17 protein-coding genes, 1 tRNA gene and 1 pseudogene are annotated in these 16,275 nt (G+C 64.3%); 10 read left to right on the top strand and 9 right to left on the bottom strand.

What is annotated here, in order from left to right:
* Window positions 1-55 precede the first annotated feature (55 nt).
* Entirely contained in the window at window positions 56-292 is a 237-nt protein-coding gene (locus tag DXK21_RS02645; protein WP_114816240.1) for a hypothetical protein, read from the bottom strand.
* A 59-nt stretch (window positions 293-351) separates the two neighbouring features.
* The gene (locus tag DXK21_RS02640; protein ID WP_114816239.1) at window positions 352-957 is read right to left on the bottom strand and encodes a sigma-70 family RNA polymerase sigma factor; all 606 of its coding nucleotides are present in this window, start codon (window positions 955-957) and stop codon (window positions 352-354) included.
* Window positions 958-1,131: 174 nt separating this feature from the next.
* Between DXK21_RS02640 and egtB the strand changes: the two genes are divergently transcribed.
* Entirely contained in the window at window positions 1,132-3,279 is a 2,148-nt protein-coding gene (gene egtB / locus DXK21_RS02635; protein WP_114816238.1) for an ergothioneine biosynthesis protein EgtB, read from the top strand.
* Window positions 3,280-3,350: 71 nt separating this feature from the next.
* Here egtB and DXK21_RS02630 read toward each other — a convergent pair whose 3' ends face one another.
* Window positions 3,351-3,581 carry a con-10 family general stress protein gene (locus DXK21_RS02630; RefSeq protein WP_105562276.1) on the bottom strand — a complete coding sequence of 77 codons (231 nt, stop codon included), beginning with the start codon at window positions 3,579-3,581 and terminating at the stop codon, window positions 3,351-3,353.
* Window positions 3,582-3,678: 97 nt separating this feature from the next.
* The gene (locus tag DXK21_RS16445) at window positions 3,679-3,834 is read right to left on the bottom strand and encodes a hypothetical protein (protein ID WP_162790561.1); all 156 of its coding nucleotides are present in this window, start codon (window positions 3,832-3,834) and stop codon (window positions 3,679-3,681) included.
* A gap of 111 nt (window positions 3,835-3,945) precedes the next feature.
* Between DXK21_RS16445 and DXK21_RS02625 the strand changes: the two genes are divergently transcribed.
* Entirely contained in the window at window positions 3,946-4,224 is a 279-nt protein-coding gene (locus DXK21_RS02625) for a hypothetical protein (protein ID WP_114816237.1), read from the top strand.
* Window position 4,225: 1 nt separating this feature from the next.
* On the opposite strand, the gene DXK21_RS02620 is transcribed toward DXK21_RS02625, so the two are convergent.
* Window positions 4,226-4,927, bottom strand: a complete 702-nt coding sequence (locus DXK21_RS02620; protein ID WP_114816236.1) for an MBL fold metallo-hydrolase — start codon at window positions 4,925-4,927, stop codon at window positions 4,226-4,228.
* A 170-nt stretch (window positions 4,928-5,097) separates the two neighbouring features.
* On the opposite strand from DXK21_RS02620, the gene tig reads away from it, so the two are divergent.
* The 3 genes from tig to DXK21_RS02605 all read left to right on the top strand — a co-directional run bounded on the left by tig (window position 5,098) and on the right by DXK21_RS02605 (window position 7,661).
* Window positions 5,098-6,441, top strand: a complete 1,344-nt coding sequence (gene tig / locus DXK21_RS02615) for a trigger factor (RefSeq protein WP_114816235.1) — start codon at window positions 5,098-5,100, stop codon at window positions 6,439-6,441.
* 168 nt (window positions 6,442-6,609) lie between these two features.
* On the top strand, window positions 6,610-7,251 hold the full coding sequence (locus DXK21_RS02610) for an ATP-dependent Clp protease proteolytic subunit (RefSeq protein ID WP_114816234.1): 642 nt from the start codon (window positions 6,610-6,612) through the stop codon (window positions 7,249-7,251).
* Between the two features lie 89 nt (window positions 7,252-7,340).
* Complete coding sequence (locus tag DXK21_RS02605) at window positions 7,341-7,661, top strand: hypothetical protein (protein ID WP_114816233.1); 321 nt, start codon at window positions 7,341-7,343, stop codon at window positions 7,659-7,661.
* A 28-nt stretch (window positions 7,662-7,689) separates the two neighbouring features.
* On the opposite strand, the gene DXK21_RS02600 is transcribed toward DXK21_RS02605, so the two are convergent.
* Entirely contained in the window at window positions 7,690-8,337 is a 648-nt protein-coding gene (locus tag DXK21_RS02600; RefSeq protein WP_114816232.1) for an HAD-IB family hydrolase, read from the bottom strand.
* A gap of 194 nt (window positions 8,338-8,531) precedes the next feature.
* On the opposite strand from DXK21_RS02600, the gene clpX reads away from it, so the two are divergent.
* The 4 genes from clpX (at window position 8,532) to DXK21_RS02580 (ending at window position 13,074) form a co-directional block, all read left to right on the top strand.
* Window positions 8,532-9,800, top strand: coding sequence for an ATP-dependent Clp protease ATP-binding subunit ClpX (gene clpX / locus DXK21_RS02595; protein ID WP_114816231.1), 1,269 nt, complete (start codon window positions 8,532-8,534; stop codon window positions 9,798-9,800).
* A 362-nt stretch (window positions 9,801-10,162) separates the two neighbouring features.
* On the top strand, window positions 10,163-12,562 hold the full coding sequence (lon, locus tag DXK21_RS02590; protein ID WP_114816230.1) for an endopeptidase La: 2,400 nt from the start codon (window positions 10,163-10,165) through the stop codon (window positions 12,560-12,562).
* 118 nt (window positions 12,563-12,680) lie between these two features.
* Complete coding sequence (locus DXK21_RS02585; RefSeq protein ID WP_114816229.1) at window positions 12,681-12,956, top strand: HU family DNA-binding protein; 276 nt, start codon at window positions 12,681-12,683, stop codon at window positions 12,954-12,956.
* 41 nt (window positions 12,957-12,997) lie between these two features.
* Window positions 12,998-13,074: transfer RNA gene (locus tag DXK21_RS02580), tRNA-Val, on the top strand.
* A 193-nt stretch (window positions 13,075-13,267) separates the two neighbouring features.
* Here DXK21_RS02580 and DXK21_RS02575 read toward each other — a convergent pair.
* The 3 genes and pseudogenes from DXK21_RS02575 to DXK21_RS02570 all read right to left on the bottom strand — a co-directional run bounded on the left by DXK21_RS02575 (window position 13,268) and on the right by DXK21_RS02570 (window position 15,670).
* Complete coding sequence (locus DXK21_RS02575; protein WP_114816228.1) at window positions 13,268-14,005, bottom strand: hypothetical protein; 738 nt, start codon at window positions 14,003-14,005, stop codon at window positions 13,268-13,270.
* A gap of 78 nt (window positions 14,006-14,083) precedes the next feature.
* Entirely contained in the window at window positions 14,084-14,476 is a 393-nt protein-coding gene (locus tag DXK21_RS16440; protein ID WP_162790562.1) for a hypothetical protein, read from the bottom strand.
* Between the two features lie 435 nt (window positions 14,477-14,911).
* Window positions 14,912-15,670, bottom strand: a pseudogene (locus tag DXK21_RS02570) (IS5 family transposase).
* A gap of 215 nt (window positions 15,671-15,885) precedes the next feature.
* On the opposite strand from DXK21_RS02570, the gene DXK21_RS02565 reads away from it, so the two are divergent.
* Complete coding sequence (locus tag DXK21_RS02565; RefSeq protein ID WP_211305954.1) at window positions 15,886-16,119, top strand: hypothetical protein; 234 nt, start codon at window positions 15,886-15,888, stop codon at window positions 16,117-16,119.
* Window positions 16,120-16,275 lie beyond the last annotated feature (156 nt).

Raw genomic sequence — 16,275 nt, 5'->3', positions numbered from 1 at the left:
GCCGTCGCGTTCGCCATGGCCCCTTTTCGCGCCGTTTCAGATTGTCGTCCAACGGTCAGTGCCGCTTGTCTTGGCGGAACACTTGGTGGCGATGATGCGAGCCGATGCCGCCTTCCGTCACGTCGCTGATGAAGAAGTTTTCGCTGTGGCGGTGGGGCGGCTCCGAGCCGAAGTGCTGGCGAATCCAGTTTGTGAAGCCGGTTCTTTTGACCTGAGCTTCGCCAGAGGCTGTTGACGACGCACTGTTCTGATCGGACGGGGCATGGGATTGGGTATGCAGGGGGTTCATCATGTTCAGACTCTCCCGTGTCTGCCCCTAGAACCGATCAAATGAGGCGGTGTTCCCCCCGTCTAGCTGCCTTCTTCGATTACATTTTCGACAGCTTCCAGCGGGACTTCCATATCCAGCAAAACGGCGAGCCGATGCCGTGCGCGATTGACCCGGCTCTTGATAGTGCCGACCGCGCAGCCTGAGATGTCGGCCGCTTCCTGGTAGGACAGGCCCGCCGCCCCGACCATGACGATGGCCTCACGATGTTCGGGGGGAAGGGCGTTCAGCGCCGCCTGCAGCGAGGTCAGTTCGGCGGTCCATTCCTGGCTGGCCTCGGCGGTCAGGCCGGCGGCGTAGCGGCCTTCCTCGTCGGGGACTTCGCGGCGGCGCTTGGCGGCGCCCGTGTACCAGCTGTTGCGCAGGATGGTGAAAAGCCAGGCGCGCAGATTGCTGCCCGGCTCGAAGCGGGCCCGGTGCGCCCAGGCCTTGGTCAGGGTCTCCTGCACCAGGTCGTCGGCGTCGGCCGAGTTCCGGGAAAGGGTGAAGGCGAAGGCGCGCAGCGAAGGCAGGAAGCCAGTAATCGACGCGCGCCAATCGACCGGATCGACAATACCAACGGGACGATGAGAGCCTTGATAGCCCGGGCCTTTGTCCTGCGGCCCGTCAGGCACGCGAACATGAGGCATGCAACGGGAATCCTGAACTCTAAGCCGCGCCCCGAAGACGGGCTGCGAGTAGCAGGAACGTCGCCTTCGGCGGACCGTTCCGTCTTCTTGGCGATGTAATCAAGCGGAACCGGGACGTCTCAACCTGCATTGAAGCGACTGCGGCGACGCCGGGTTTCAGAAAGAATTGCGCGAATGAATCAACCTGTTCGGGTTTCCTCGATCACCGATCAGGATGTCGCGGCCTATCGGCGGGTGAGGGCGCGGATGCCGCAACTGGCGGCGGGCCTTTCGGCAGAAGACCTGGCGGCCCAGTCCATGCTCGACGCCAGTCCGGGCAAATGGCACCTGGGCCATGTCAGCTGGTTCTTCGAGACGATGATCCTGGCGGGCCGGCCCGGCTATCAGGTCGTCGACGAGCGGCTGAACGCCGTGTTCAACTCCTACTATGAGGCGCTGGGCGAACGGGTCGAGCGGGCTGAGCGGGGCTTGATGACCCGTCCGTCGCTGGCCGAGGTCATGGCCTATCGCACCGAGATCGACCGCCGCATGGAGACGTGGCTGGCCGAAGGGCCAGGCGACGGGCTGGAACCCTATCTGTTCGCCCTGGGCCTGCACCATGAGCAGCAGCATCAGGAGCTTTTCCTGATGGATGTGCTGAACCTGATGTCGCGTTCAAGGCTGGACCCGGCGGCCTATGAGGCCGAGCCGCGTGTCGGTGAGCGCGAAGCCCGTCTGGGCGGCTGGGTCTCGTTCGAGGGCGGGCTGACGCAGATCGGCGCTGGCGACGACGGCTTCGCCTTCGACAACGAGCGGCCCGCGCACAGGGTCTGGCTGGAGCCCTTTTCCCTGGCCGCCGATCTGACGACCAATGCGGACTGGATCGAGTTCATTGACGACGGCGGCTATCGACGCGCCGAGTTTTGGCTGGCGGACGGGTGGGCGCGGGTGAAGGCGCAGGGCTGGGCCGCGCCGCTCTACTGGCGTGAAGAGGCGGCGGGCTGGAGCGTCATGACCCTGACCGGGCGGCGTCCCGTCGATCCGGCGGCTCCGGTTCGCCATGTCAGCTTCTATGAGGCCGACGCCTTTGCGCGGTGGTCGGGGCGAAGGCTGCCGACCGAGGCGGAGTGGGAGCAGGCGGCGCGATCCGATCCGACGGCCTTTTCGAACCTGACGGGCGAGGTCTGGCAGTGGACGGCCAGCGCCTACGCCCCCTATCCGGGATTTTGCCCGACCGAGGGGACGGCGGCGGAATACAACGGCAAGTTCATGGCCAATCAGATGGTCCTGCGAGGCGGGGCCTTCGCCACGCCCGAGGGCCATGCGCGGCCCAGCTATCGCAACTTCTACTATCCGCATCAGCGCTGGATGTTCGCCGGGGTGCGCCTGGCGGCGGACGGCGCCGTGATCGAAGAAACGGGCGCGCACGACGCCTTTCGTCAGGACATGATCGACGGCCTGTCGCGCCGGGTGAAGGCCCTGCCGCCCAAGTGGTTCTATGACGCCGAGGGGTCTCGGCTGTTCGAGGAAATCACCCGCCTGCCGGAATATTATCCGACGCGGCAGGAGGCGGCCTTGCTGCGGCGGGTCGCGCCGGAATGGGCCGGGCGTTTCGGGCCGGGCGCGGTGCTGGTGGAGCTGGGGTCGGGGGCCAGCGAGAAGACGCGCATCGTGCTGGACGCGGCGCGGGATCTGGCCGCCTATGTCCCCATCGACATCAGCCCTTCGGCCCTGAACGAGGCGGCCGAGCGTATCCGCGCCGATTATCCGGGGTTGAAGGTCCTGCCGGTGGTCGGTGATTTCGAGCACCTGGCGCCGCCGCCCGTCGAGGCGGGGCAAGGGCGACGGATCGGCTTCTTCCCCGGATCGACCATCGGCAATCTGACGCCCGAGGCGGCGATCGCCCTGTTGCGTTCGGCGCGGGAGGTGCTGGGCGAGGGCAGCCTGTTCATCCTCGGCGTGGATCTGGTGAAGTCGCCGGAGGTGCTGGTCGCGGCCTATGACGACGCCCAGGGCGTGACGGCGGCGTTCAACCGCAACCTGCTGGTGCGCGCCAATCGCGACCTGGGCATGGATTTCGAGCCCGAGGCCTTTGACCATCTAGCGCTGTGGAACCCTGAGCATTCGCGGATGGAGATGCACCTGAGAGCGATGCGCCCGATGACGGTGCGGTTGGGCAAGCTAGCCTTCCGCTTTGTCGCGGGAGAGACCGTCCATACCGAAAGCTCACGCAAGTTTGACGAGGCGTCGGTGACGGCGCTGGCTCATGCGGCGGGGTGGGGTCTGGAGGCGTTCGAGGTCGGGCCCGACCCGGCGGTCGGTTTAGCCCTGCTGGTGGCCTGACGCGGGTTCAGGCGCAGCAAAAAGGCGGCGCGCCGAAGGGCTGCGCCGCCTTGATGGCTGACAGGTGACGCTTAACCCTTGGGCGGGGTGTCGCTGTCAGTCTTGTTGCGCGAGCCGTGCGAGGCTTCGCCGCCCTTGCGGCCGGCCTGGGCCGCCAGGCTGCGGTCCTGAGAGAAGCTGCGCTTCTCGCTGGGGACGCTGGCGCCGCCCTTGCGGGCGATCTCGCGTTGGCGTTCGGGGTCCATCGAGGCGAAGCCTCGCTTGGAAACACCGGAGCCGCGGGTGGGCTGACCTTCGGCCATTCGGCTGTTCCTTTCAAAGACGGTGGCGCTTGCCGGAAAGAACCCGACGCCGCCGCCGTGGTTCCGAACAAGAACGATTTCCTTGTTCTGTGGACGGTCAGTCGTGGGGCCGGGAATCGCCAGGCTGTCCGCCGCCCGGTTCGAGCGGGGGCAGTTCCTCAGGCGTTTCGCCGGGCTGCAGGTCGGGCTCAGGCGTGGCGGGCGGCTGGATCTCGGGCACGCCGCCGGGGGTATCGGGCTCGATATAGGTCATGCGTCTCTCCTGTTGGTCCAGTCCAACGCCTGGGAAGAGAAGGCGGTTCGATCAGGAACCTGCGGCGGATCGACGGGTTGAAAAGCGACCCCCCATCACAGGAGATTGCTTATGGCCGAGCCCTATACGTCCGCGGTTTCGCCGGAAGACATCATCAATGGCTCATCGACGGAGAGCCTGAAACTGGAGCGCGAAGCCGACTCCATCATCGCCAGGGGAGCGCAGCCGCGTCCGATCCATGAGGCCGTGCGCGAGGATGCGGCGGAGGCGCGGGCCTGGGCCGACCGGCGCGTCAAACGTACGCGCGACGCCATCCGCGACGAGCCGATGCGGGCGACGCTCTATGCCCTGGGGATCGGCATGATCATCGGTCTGCTGGCCGCGCGCTAGATCAGGAGGGGCCGGTCGCCGGGCGGGCGATGGGCGCGCGCGACATGGCCTGATCCGAAACATAGGGGTTGGTCCGTCGCTCGGCCCCGAAGGTCGAATGCGGACCGTGACCCGGCACGAAGGTCACGTCGTCGCCTAGGGGCCACAGCTTATTCGTGATGGCGTGCAACAGGGCGCCGTGGTCGCTGCGGGGAAAGTCCGTGCGGCCGATCGAGCCCTGGAACAGGACGTCGCCGACTTGGGCGAAGCGGGCCTTGCGGTTGAAGAAGATGACATGGCCCGGCGTGTGGCCGGGGCAGTGAACGACCTCCCAGGCGGTCTCGCCCAGCGTCAGGACGTCGCCGTCATCGAGAAAGCGCGTCGGGGTGAAGCTGCGCACGTCGGGTAGGCCGTACTTCTGACCTTGGGTGGGAATCAGGTCGATCCAGAACTGGTCCTCGGCGTGAGGACCGATGATGTCGACGCCGGTCTTTTCCTGCATCTCGGCGGCGCCGCCGGCGTGGTCGAGGTGGCCGTGGGTGATCCAGATGGCGTCCAGCGTCAGGCCGCGTCGCCCGATCTCGCTCAGAATCGCATCCGCCGAACCGCCGGGGTCAATGACGGCGGCCTTGTTCGTCTTCGTGCACCAGACGGTGGTGCAGTTCTGCTGCAGCGGCGTGACGGGCGTGACGAAGACGCCGATGGGGGAGGCGGGCTGGCTCATGGCCTCTCAGATAGCGGCAGCAGGGCGACTAAGGAACCGGGCGCGTTGACCTTTCGGCCCCTTCTCGACATAAGAGCGGGCTTCGAGGCGCCGCTCCAAAAGGGCGGCCCTATTGCTTTATCCACCGCGCGCGCCGTTCGGCGTCGCCACAGAGCGTCAGAATCCCGACCATGCAAGTCGTCGAAAAGTCGAACGAAGGCCTCAGCCGCGTGATCGCGGTGACCATTCCGGTAGCCGAGCTGAACGAAAAGCTGGAAGCGCGCATCAAGGAAGTTGCGCCGCAGATGAAGCTCAAGGGCTTCCGTCCGGGCAAGGTGCCGGCCGCGCACGTCAAGAAGACCTTCGGCCGTGACTTCATGGGCGAAATCATCAACGCCTCGCTGAACGAAACCAGTCAGAAGGCCCTGGACGACGCCAAGCTGCGTCCGGCCGCCCCGGCCGAGATGAAGCTGATCTCGGACATGGACAAGGTCATCGCCGGTCAGGAAGACCTGGCCTACGAAATGGCCCTGGAAGTCATGCCCGACTTCACCCCGGTCGATCCGAAGACCCTGAAGCTGGAGCGCCCGACCTACACCGCTTCGGACGAAGATCTGGAAGAAGCCCTGAAGGAACTGGCCTCGCAGGCCAAGTCCTACGAGGACAAGACCGGCAAGTCGGTCAAGGCCGCCGAAGGCGACCAACTGACCATCGACTTCGTCGGCAAGCTGGACGGCGAAGTGTTCGAAGGCGGCTCGGCCGAGGACGCTGACCTGGTGATCGGCTCCAACCGCTTCATCCCGGGCTTCGAAGAGCAGCTCAAGGGCGCCAAGGTCGGCGAAGAGAAGACCATCGAAGTCACCTTCCCGGAAGACTACCAGGCCAAGAACCTGGCCGGCAAAGCCGCGACCTTCGACGTCAAAGTCAAGGCCATCAAGGCCGAAGCCGAAGCCAAGATCGACGACGAGTTCGCCACCCGCATCGGCCTGGAGTCGCTGGACAAGCTCAAAGAGCTGCTGAAGGCCAACCTGGACCAGCAATACGCCGGCGCTGCCCGCTTCAAGCTGAAGCGCGCCCTGCTGGACCAACTGGACGAGGCGCACAGCTTCGACCTGCCGCCCAAGATGGTGGACGCCGAGTTCGAAGGCATCTGGGCCCAGGTGTCGGCTGACAAGGACGCCGGCCGTCTGCCGGAAGAGGACGCCAAGAAGTCGGAAGACGAGCTCAAGGCCGAGTACCGCAAGATCGCCGAGCGCCGCGTGCGCCTGGGTCTGGTGCTGGCTGAAATCGGTCGCGCCAACAACGTCGGCGTGACGGATCAGGAGCTGTCGGGCGCCATCATGGCCGAAGCCCGCAACTACCCGGGCCAGGAAAAGATGGTTCTGGACTTCTACCGCCAGAACCCGAACGCCGCCGCCCAGCTGCGCGCGCCGATCTATGAAGAAAAGGTCGTCGACCTGATCGTCGGCGTCGCCGACGTCACCGACACGCCGATCTCGAAAGAAGAGCTGCTGAAGGAAGAAGACGAGGGCTAAGCCCTTCCTTCCCGAGCCAAGGCTTGCGATCCCCGTCCCGGTTCTTCCGGGGCGGGGATTTGCTTTTGGGGCGCCGCCTTGCGCCGAGGCTCTATGAACGCGATATCGTAGGAGACAGGCGCGCGTTCGGTTGAGTCGCGCGGCCTCCCAGCATTCGAGAAGGCCTTCATGCGCGATCCGATCGACTACATCTCCAATAACCTCGTCCCGATGGTGGTGGAGCAATCCAGCCGCGGCGAACGGTCGTTCGACATCTTTTCGCGCCTGCTGCGCGAGCGGATCATCTTCCTGACCGGGCCGTTCGAGGACGGCATGGCCTCGCTGATCTGCGCCCAGCTGCTGTTCCTGGAATCGGAAAACCCGAAGAAGGAAATCAGCATGTACATCAACAGCCCCGGCGGTCAGGTGACCTCGGCGCTTGCGATCTACGACACCATGCAATACATCAAGTCGCCGGTCTCGACCGTGGTCATGGGCATGGCCGCCTCGGCCGGCTCGCTGATCCTGACGGCGGGTGAAGCGGGTCAGCGCATCGCCCTGCCGAACGCGCGGGTCATGGTGCACCAGCCCTCGGGCGGCTTCCGCGGCACGGCCTCGGACATCGAGCGCCACGCCGAGGACATCATCGCCACCAAGCGTCGCCTGAACGAGATCTACGTCCACCACACGGGTCGGACCTATGAGGAGGTCGAGCGCACCCTGGACCGCGACCACTTCATGACCGCCGAAGAAGCCAAGGCCTGGGGCATCGTCGACCACGTCTATGACAAGCGCACCCAGGCCGACGACGACGGCGTGAAGACGGTCTGAACCTGAGGTTCAGCGTCTGAGATAGCGAGGCGGGGTCCGGCGACGGGCTCCGCCTCGAATCGTTTCAACGCCCGTGCTATCAGGCGGCCATGCAGTACACGCGCGATTCCAAAGGCACCGTCGAAGTCGACGGCGACATCTATGAGTGGGAGATCCGCCGCCAGCCTCAGCCCAAGTCGGGCGGGAAGTGGGAGGGCATGGCCGTCACCCTGTGCCTGGTCGATTTCAAGCGCGAGGCCATCATCCAGTTTCCGCCGCCGCTGCGCCCCAACGGCCGGCCGGACGTCGAGAAGCAGCGGGTCAACGTCGATGCGGTTCGCAACGCCGTGGTCTCGGCGATGGAGGCGGGCTGGAACCCGACTTCGCGCGGCAAGCCCATGGTCTTTGACGTAGACGCCGACGGTCACTGACCGCCGACGCTGCCCGTCACGGCGTCGCTCAAGGATGGGCGGTGAAGACGCGGAAGCCTTTTTCAGCGGCGATGGCGATCATTTCGGTGTCGCCGGATGTGTCGCCATAGGCGGCGGCCAGCGTCATGTCGTCGCCATAGGCGGCGCGCAGACGGCGCACCTTTTCCTCGCCCCGGCAGTTCTCGCCCGCGAAGGCGCCCGTGACGCGATCCTGAGAATCGAACACCAGCTGGGTCCCGAGCAGGCCTTCGGCCCCCAGGCGACGGGCGAAGGGGGCGACGGTCGTTTCCGGCGAAGCGGTGACGATGACGCGGTGCGCGCCCTTCTCGCCCCAGGCCTTCCAGCAGGCGAGGGCGTCGGGGCGCATGAAGCGGTCCCAGACCTGATCCGCATAGCGTTCGGCCTCGGCCTCCAGCGCCGCGCGCTCCACGCCGTGCAGGAATTCACGCACCGAGGCGGCCTTGATCCGGCCCCGGTCGCGGTCGACGATGTAGGCCGCTAGCGCGGGCGCCATCTTGGCCAGACCGATAGCCCAGCCAGCCGCACCGACCCGCCAGCGCAGGAAGGCGGTGAAACTGTCGCGAATCGTCAGGGTGCCGTCGAAATCGAAAGCGACGATCTGACGGTCCCCGACGGGGGACTGGCGAAACGATTGTGCGGCGCCCATGTCTGCCATTAGCCGTGATCCCCTTAGAAACTGCATTGTCCGTCCGTGTTAGCGACATTGTCGTGTCGCAACAGGGTTGTGGCGGAACGTGTGATGGGTGATTGTCTTTTTTTGAAGACCTTCGTGCATAGATTCACGGATCAATGACGAGGTATGCGCCTTCCGTCCCATGTCGGGCCGGATCGCGGGAGTGAGAAGGGTCTATGACCAAAGCCGCCGGCACAGACGCTAAAAGTACGCTCTATTGCTCGTTCTGCGGCAAGAGCCAGCACGAAGTCCGCAAGCTGATTGCGGGACCGACCGTGTTCATCTGCGATGAATGCGTCGAACTGTGCATGGATATCATCCGCGAAGAGCACAAGATCGCCTTCAAGACGACCAAGGACGGCGTGCCGACTCCGAAGGAGATCCGCGACGTCCTGGACGATTATGTGATCGGCCAGAGCCACGCCAAGAAGGTGCTGAGCGTCGCCGTCCACAACCACTACAAGCGCCTGAACCACGCGACGAAGAACAACGACGTCGAACTGGCCAAGTCGAACATCATGCTGATCGGGCCGACCGGCTCGGGCAAGACGCTGCTGGCCCAGACGCTGGCCCGCATCATCGACGTGCCGTTCACCATGGCCGACGCCACGACCCTGACCGAAGCCGGTTATGTGGGTGAGGATGTCGAGAACATCATCCTGAAGCTGCTTCAGGCCTCGGACTACAACGTCGAGCGGGCTCAGCGCGGCATCGTCTACATCGACGAGATCGACAAGATTTCGCGCAAGTCGGACAACCCGTCGATCACCCGCGACGTGTCGGGCGAAGGCGTGCAGCAGGCCCTGCTGAAGATCATGGAAGGCACCGTCGCCTCCGTGCCTCCGCAAGGCGGCCGCAAGCATCCGCAGCAGGAGTTCCTACAGGTCGACACCGCCAACATCCTGTTCATCGTCGGCGGCGCCTTCGCCGGCCTTGAGAAGGTGATCTCGGCGCGCGGCGCAGGGGCTTCGATCGGCTTCGGCGCCAAGGTCAAGGAAATCGACGAACGCCGCACCGGCGATATCCTCAAGGGCGTCGAGCCGGACGATCTGATGCGCTTCGGCCTGATCCCCGAGTTCATCGGCCGTCTGCCGGTTCTGGCGACGCTGGAAGACCTCGATGAGACGGCGCTTGTCACCATCCTGACCGAGCCGAAGAACGCTCTGGTCAAGCAGTACAAGCGTCTGTTCGAGATGGAGAACGTGGCGCTGACCTTCACCGACGACGCGCTGAACGCCGTCGCCAAGAAGGCGATCACGCGCAAGACCGGCGCTCGCGGCCTGCGTTCCATTCTGGAAGGCATCCTGCTGGAGACCATGTTCGAACTGCCGACCTTCGAGGGCGTCGAGGAGGTCGTGGTCAATGCCGAGGTGATCGAAGGCCGCGCCCAGCCGCTGCTGATCTACTCGGAAAGCTCCAAGAAGAAGGCCGACGGCGCCGCTTGATCGGGCGATGCACTGTCGGAAGGGGGCGGCGCCGGCGACGGCCCGCCCCCTTTTCCATTCCAGCCTGGTCTGCGGCCCCGGCGCCACAGACTGTTCGAGGTGGAGATGACTTCCCCGGACGCCGTCGGCGCATGAACCGGCCTCGGCGCCGGAGAGGGCCGATCAGGTCGTCCACCGTGGCCGCCGAAACACGCATCTGTGGGCCATCCGCCCGCTACGCTTGAACACGGCGTCACACGAACCACATACTCACACGAAAGCCGCCGGAATCGGCGGGTCGTTCAGGAGGGTCTTGGCATTCGCGCCGGGGCGTTTCAGAGCGGCGGGCCGGAGATCTCCGATGGCCCAGGAAAGTACGCATCATGACCGAGAGCAAAATCCTCCCCGTCCTGCCGCTGAGAGACATCGTCGTCTTTCCGCACATGGTCGTGCCGCTGTTCGTAGGACGCGAGAAGTCCGTGCGGGCGCTGGACGAGATCATGAAGGGCGACAAGCAGATCCTGCTCGCCACCCAGAAGAACTCCGTCGACGACGATCCTGCGGCGGACGCCATCTATCAGACGGGCGTTCTGGCCACTGTCCTGCAACTGCTGAAGCTGCCCGACGGCACCGTAAAGGTGCTGGTCGAGGGCAAGGGCCGCGCGCGCCTGATCCGCTTCACTGACCGCGAGGACTATTACGAGGCCGAGGCCGTCGAGATCGCCGATGAAGAAGGCGACGCCTCGCAGAGTGAAGCCCTTCTGCGCGCGGTGATCGAGCAGTTCGAAAACTATGTGAAGCTGAACAAGAAGGTCCCGCCCGAGGCCCTCAGCTCCATCCCCCAGATCAGCGACCCGTCCAAGCTGGCGGACAGCGTGGCCGCCCACCTGTCGGTGAAGATCGCCGACAAGCAGAGCCTGCTGGAAACCATCGAGGTGCCGGCCCGACTGGAGAAGGTCTATGGCCTGATGGAGGGCGAAATCAGCGTCCTTCAGGTCGAGAAGAAGATCCGCTCGCGCGTGAAGCGCCAGATGGAGAAGACCCAGCGCGAATATTATCTGAACGAGCAGATGAAGGCGATCCAGCGCGAGCTGGGTGAGACCGACGACTCGCGCGACGAACTGCTGGAACTCGAAAAGCGCATCCGCAAGACCAAGCTGTCCAAGGAGGCGCGCGCCAAGGCCGATGCGGAGCTGAAGAAGCTGCGCAACATGTCACCGATGTCGGCGGAATCGACCGTGGTGCGCAACTACCTCGACTGGCTGCTGTCCGTGCCGTGGGGCAAGGCCAAGACCAAGCCGATCGACCTGCAAAAGGCCGAGGACATCCTCGAGGAGGATCACTACGGCCTCGAGAAGGTCAAGGAACGGATCATCGAGTATCTGGCCGTCCAGGCGCGCACCGGCAGCCTGAAGGGTCCGATTCTGTGCCTGGTCGGCCCTCCCGGCGTCGGTAAGACCTCGCTGGCGCAGTCCATCGCCAAGGCGACCGGGCGTGAATACGTCCGCATGTCGCTGGGCGGCGTGCGCGACGAAAGCGAGATCCGCGGCCACCGCCGGACCTACATCGGCTCCATGCCCGGCAAGATCATCCAGTCGATGAAGAAGGCCAAGACGACCAACGCCTTCGTTCTGCTGGACGAGATCGACAAGCTGGGGTCCGACTGGCGCGGCGACCCGTCGTCGGCGCTGCTGGAGGTGCTGGACCCGGCCCAGAACTCCACCTTCGGCGACCACTATCTTGAGGTCGACTATGACCTGTCGCAGGTCATGTTCGTGACCACGGCCAACAGTCTGAACATGCCTCAGCCCCTGATGGACCGGATGGAGATCATCCGGGTCAGCGGCTACACCGAGGATGAGAAGGTCGAGATCGCCAAGCGTCACGTCCTGCCGAAACAGCTCAAGGATCACGGCCTGAAAGACGGCGAGCTGATCGCCCCGGAAGAGACGATCCGCGACTTGATCCGCTATTACACGCGTGAAGCCGGCGTGCGTTCGCTGGAACGCGCCCTGGGCGGTCTTGCCCGCAAGGCGGTGCGCGAGATGGCCAAGACCAAGGCTGTCTCCATCACCGTCGATGCGGCCAAGCTGGCCGAATATGCGGGGGTGAAGAAGTTCCGCTACGGCGAGACGGATGCTGAGGATCAGGTGGGTATCGTCACCGGCCTGGCCTGGACCGAGTTCGGCGGCGACATCCTCACCATCGAGGCGATCAAGATGCCGGGCCGCGGCCGCATGACCGTGACCGGCAACCTGAAGGAGGTGATGAAGGAATCGATCTCCGCCGCCGCCTCCTACGTCCGCAGCCGCGCCCTCAGCTTCGGCGTCAAGCCGCCGGTGTTCGAGAAGACCGACATCCACGTTCACGTGCCGGACGGCGCCACGCCCAAGGACGGCCCCTCGGCCGGCGTGGCCATGACCGTGGCCATGGTCTCGGTCCTGACCGGCATCCCGATCCGCAAGGACATCGCCATGACCGGCGAGATCACCCTGCGCGGCCGTGTCACGGCCATCGGCGGCCTGAAGGAAAAGCTGCTGGCGGCTCTGCGCTCTGGCGTGAAGACGGTGCTGATCCCTCAGGAGAACGAGAAGGACCTGGAGGAGGTGCCGGAGAACGTGAAGTCGGCGCTGGAGATCATCCCGATCTCGACCGCCGACGAGGCGCTGAAGTGGGCCCTGACCGGCACGCTGACGCCGGTGGAATGGGACGAGGCGGCTGAGCCGCTGCTGCCCGCGCCGCAGGGGACGCCGACCCAGGACGGAACCGCCGTCAGCCACTGAGGCCGACGACCATCTGACCGACAGCGCGCGGCCCGGGGGAACCCGGGCCGTGTTGCTTTTGACGTCAGCGTCAGGAAGGCCTTAAGTGCGCCCGGGGAAATTTGCTGGGGAGCAGACAATGAACAAGACCGAGCTGATCGGCGTCATGGCCGAGGCGGCGGGCATCAGCCGCGACCAGGCCAAGCTGGCGCTGGAAGCCTTTACGGACAATGTGACGGCCTCGCTGACCCGTGGCCGCGACGTGCGCCTGGTCGGTTTCGGCAGTTTTATCGCCGTCGAGCGCAAGGCCGGAACCGCCCGTAATCCGCAGACCGGCGAGGCCATCGCCCGCCCCGCCTCGCGCACCGCCCGCTTCCGGGTTGGGGAAGGATTGAAAAGCGCCTTGAACGGCTGAGCGGACACGGGCATTAAGCGCGCCTGACGCACACGTCATGAGGGCGGCTAGCTCAGCTGGTCAGAGCATCTCGTTTACACCGAGAGGGTCGGCGGTTCGAACCCGTCGCCGCCTACCACTTTAAGTTATTGATAAATAATCATTATTTTTGATATCTGGGATTTTTGGCGGATGACTATGAGCTTCTGGTACCCAGATATCATGTGAATGCGAACAGCTAGGCGGCCAGACGACTTGAGAGCGGACACTCCCAACTTCCGCAACGGGTAGTAACACGATAGCTCCGCCCGCACCGCGGCCAGACGGCCTGTTTAACGTCGCCGGAACGAAAGGACGATGTCAGCGTCCCTAGGAATGGCCGAGATGACTATCCATGAGCCAGCGTCGCGCGGTTCACTTATTTCGAGGCGCAGCCCTTGGAACCGAATGACCTGCTTCCCGTCCAATCGCTCCGGCATGATGGGGCAGGGGGCGGGGTTCACCAGCCAGTCGTTGTCGTGCAGGGGAACGGTGATGGCGAAGCCGTGCTGGCCTGAAATGTTGCGGCACAGGATCAGGCCAAAGCGGGTCGTCGGACGCTCCTCCGGAGTCGCCTCGCGATAGGTGGCTTGCTGGGCAAGGTCACGGTAGTCGCCGATCGCGGCGACGCCGAAGGTAAAGTAGCCGGGCTGAGTCAGACCCCGGAGGCTCCGGTCGAGCCGGCCATCGTCATCACGGTCCTCGAAACACGCAGCGTCGCCGGAACTCCAGCGCCCCATTGGGCGGACATCGCACCATACCCGCTGGACAGGGAGGGAGTTTGAGCGGACCTGCGCCAATGGCGTCCCCGCTGGAATGATGCGCCGTCCCACTGTGAGAGGCATCTCGGTGACGATGGCATTGGAGGCCCGCACGACATGCTCCGCGAACCGCGCCCCGCTCAGCACGCCTTGTTCGCCCACAGGAGGACCCGAAACCACTGTAACCGGCATGTGGACCATGCCCTGCGCCATTGCGATGCTCGGGGCGGCTAGGCCGATCAGGACGGCAAGCAGGCTAAATGGGCGCATGGGGTGTCCTCGCTACGTGGTGCGCGTCGTGGCATGGCCGATGCCCCGGTCTAGGAGCGCTCCGGCGGGAAGCGGACGTTAGCGAACTTCCCATCGGGCAAAAGCGTAATAGCTGTCGCCAGGCGTGGGCAGATTGCCATCCGTTCCCTGTGCAATCGCCCGAAGCTGAACACTTGTCGCCCACGCGCCGAACGGAGATTGTGGTTCTGACTCTTCAACAAGTCTACAGGCAGTAGTCACGCCGTTTTCGCCGAGATCGCATTTCAACAATGCCCATCCCTTACCGACCTGATCGATGGGGGCAGTCGCTAATAGGCGTTGCGGAACCCGCCCTTTGACCTCAGCAGGGCACCACAGACGAGATCCCGTAACTGGATCTCGTTCGGACTGTTCACAAACGACAGGTTCAGGCCCCGCCGCATCGAAGGGGGGCGATTGGCTAAGAACCAAGAGCATCATGGCGATAATCATCGGCTCTCCTTCTATCGGCTGGCCGCCAAAATCCGCAACGGGTTGATAGGCGACGATGGGCTGGGCGCGGCAAGAGGTGCCCAGAAAGTTCCCAGAAACAGCCTAAAATTGCCGGAACGAAACCGGAAACTTAGCCACCGGAACGTTAGAAAATACAGTCTCTTAGGCGCAGGCCCATTTGTTTACACCGAGAGGGTCGGCGGTTCGAACCCGTCGCCGTTTGCCAGACTTTCTTAGTAAAATCAGTATATTGTACCGATTTTTCGGGAGTCGTTTGTTCCGTATTCGGAGTAACTTAGTTCAAGGAGGGCATCAGGGGGGCAGTTTCTGTGGATTTCGTTGAAACGTTCTGAAAAGCCGTGTGCCCGCCGACGATGTGATTGGCCTCCTAGCGTAAGGCCGGCCCGGGACGATCTCCACGCCTAGGCTCAGGACTCATAGCCAGAACAGGACGGTTGCGGCGAGGGCTATGACGGAGAGGAAGACGATCGGGCAGCGATCATATCGGGTGGCGATCCGCCGCCAGTCTTTCAGGCACCCGAACATGATCTCTATCCGGTTACGCCGTTTGTACCTGCGCTTGTCGTAGCGGATGGGCTCGGCTCGGGTTTTGCGCCCCGGGATGCAGGGCGTGATCCCCTTGGCCCCGCAAGGCGTCCCTGAACCAGTCTGCGTCATAGCCCCAGTCGCCCAGCAGCCATTGGGCTCGGGGCAGGCCGTCCAGCAAGGCTGCGGCGCCGGTGTAATCGCTGACCTGGCCCGCCGTCACGAACGGGCTGATGGGCCTTCCGTTCGCATCGCTCACGGGGTGCAGCTTGGTGTTCATGCCGCCTTTCGTGCGTCCGATCAGCCGCCCGAGGCCCCCCTTTTTACCCGCAGGCTTGAAGCCGTGCGGTGCGCCTTGAGATAGGTCGCGTCGATCATGACGGTGCGGCGTTCGGTCTGAGCCCCGGACAGACCATCCATCATCCGCATGAAGACGCCTGCCTCGCTCCATCGCTTCCAGCGATTGTAGAGGGTCTTGTGTGGCCCATAGGCCGCCGGCGCATCACGCCAGCGCAGGCCGTGGCGGTTGACGAAAATGATCCCGCTCAGAACCCGGCGGTCATCCACCCGAGGCTTGCCGTGGCTCTTCGGGAAATAGGGCGCCAGCCGCGCCGTCTGCTCGTCCGTCAGCCAATACAGGTCACTCATGTCCAGACTCCTCAGGAGCCTGAATCAGATCGTCTCACTCGGATCAATGGGTCCTGAGCCTAGTCAGTCCAGCTGGTCGGCGAAAAGGACGGCGCACACGCGCCTACAGTGGATGTGGGCGATCATCCGTCTAGGGCCTGGGGAAGGGGCGGATCAAGCGTCAGGTTTGATCTGCATCTGCGATGCGTATGGCGTGAGACGGAGCGCTGCCGAGGATGGATATGGACAGGCTACAGACCATTGAAGAGCGCGCCGCCAGGACGGCCAACGGGTTCAAGGATCTCGAAGCGGCGGCGCAGGAGGTTCTCGATAGCGAGGAGCTCGCCTGTTCCAAAGAGCTGGCCCTGGCGCTCCTGGAGTCGGACGCTCATCAGGCCCGCTGCGTCGCCACCTTCATCATCGGCGGTCTGGCGGCTGCTGATGCACGCGCTCGCGACGCGCTTGATTGATCGCCCTACGGCAGGCTGATGCGGCTTGGGCGGCTGCGGCGGTTGGGAGAATTCGTTTTCAGGCTAGGTGTCGATCACCGGGCGAATGCGCGGTCTGACTCTGACGTGCCTCTGAGTTTTCATCCAGCGGCGACCAGAGTCCTTGGGTTAGTTACG

The organism is Brevundimonas bullata, assembly GCF_003350205.1.
Taxonomy (GTDB): Bacteria; Pseudomonadota; Alphaproteobacteria; order Caulobacterales; family Caulobacteraceae; genus Brevundimonas; species Brevundimonas bullata.
Note: the sequence above shows the minus strand (reverse complement) of the source record. Positions and strands in the feature narration are given on the sequence as shown.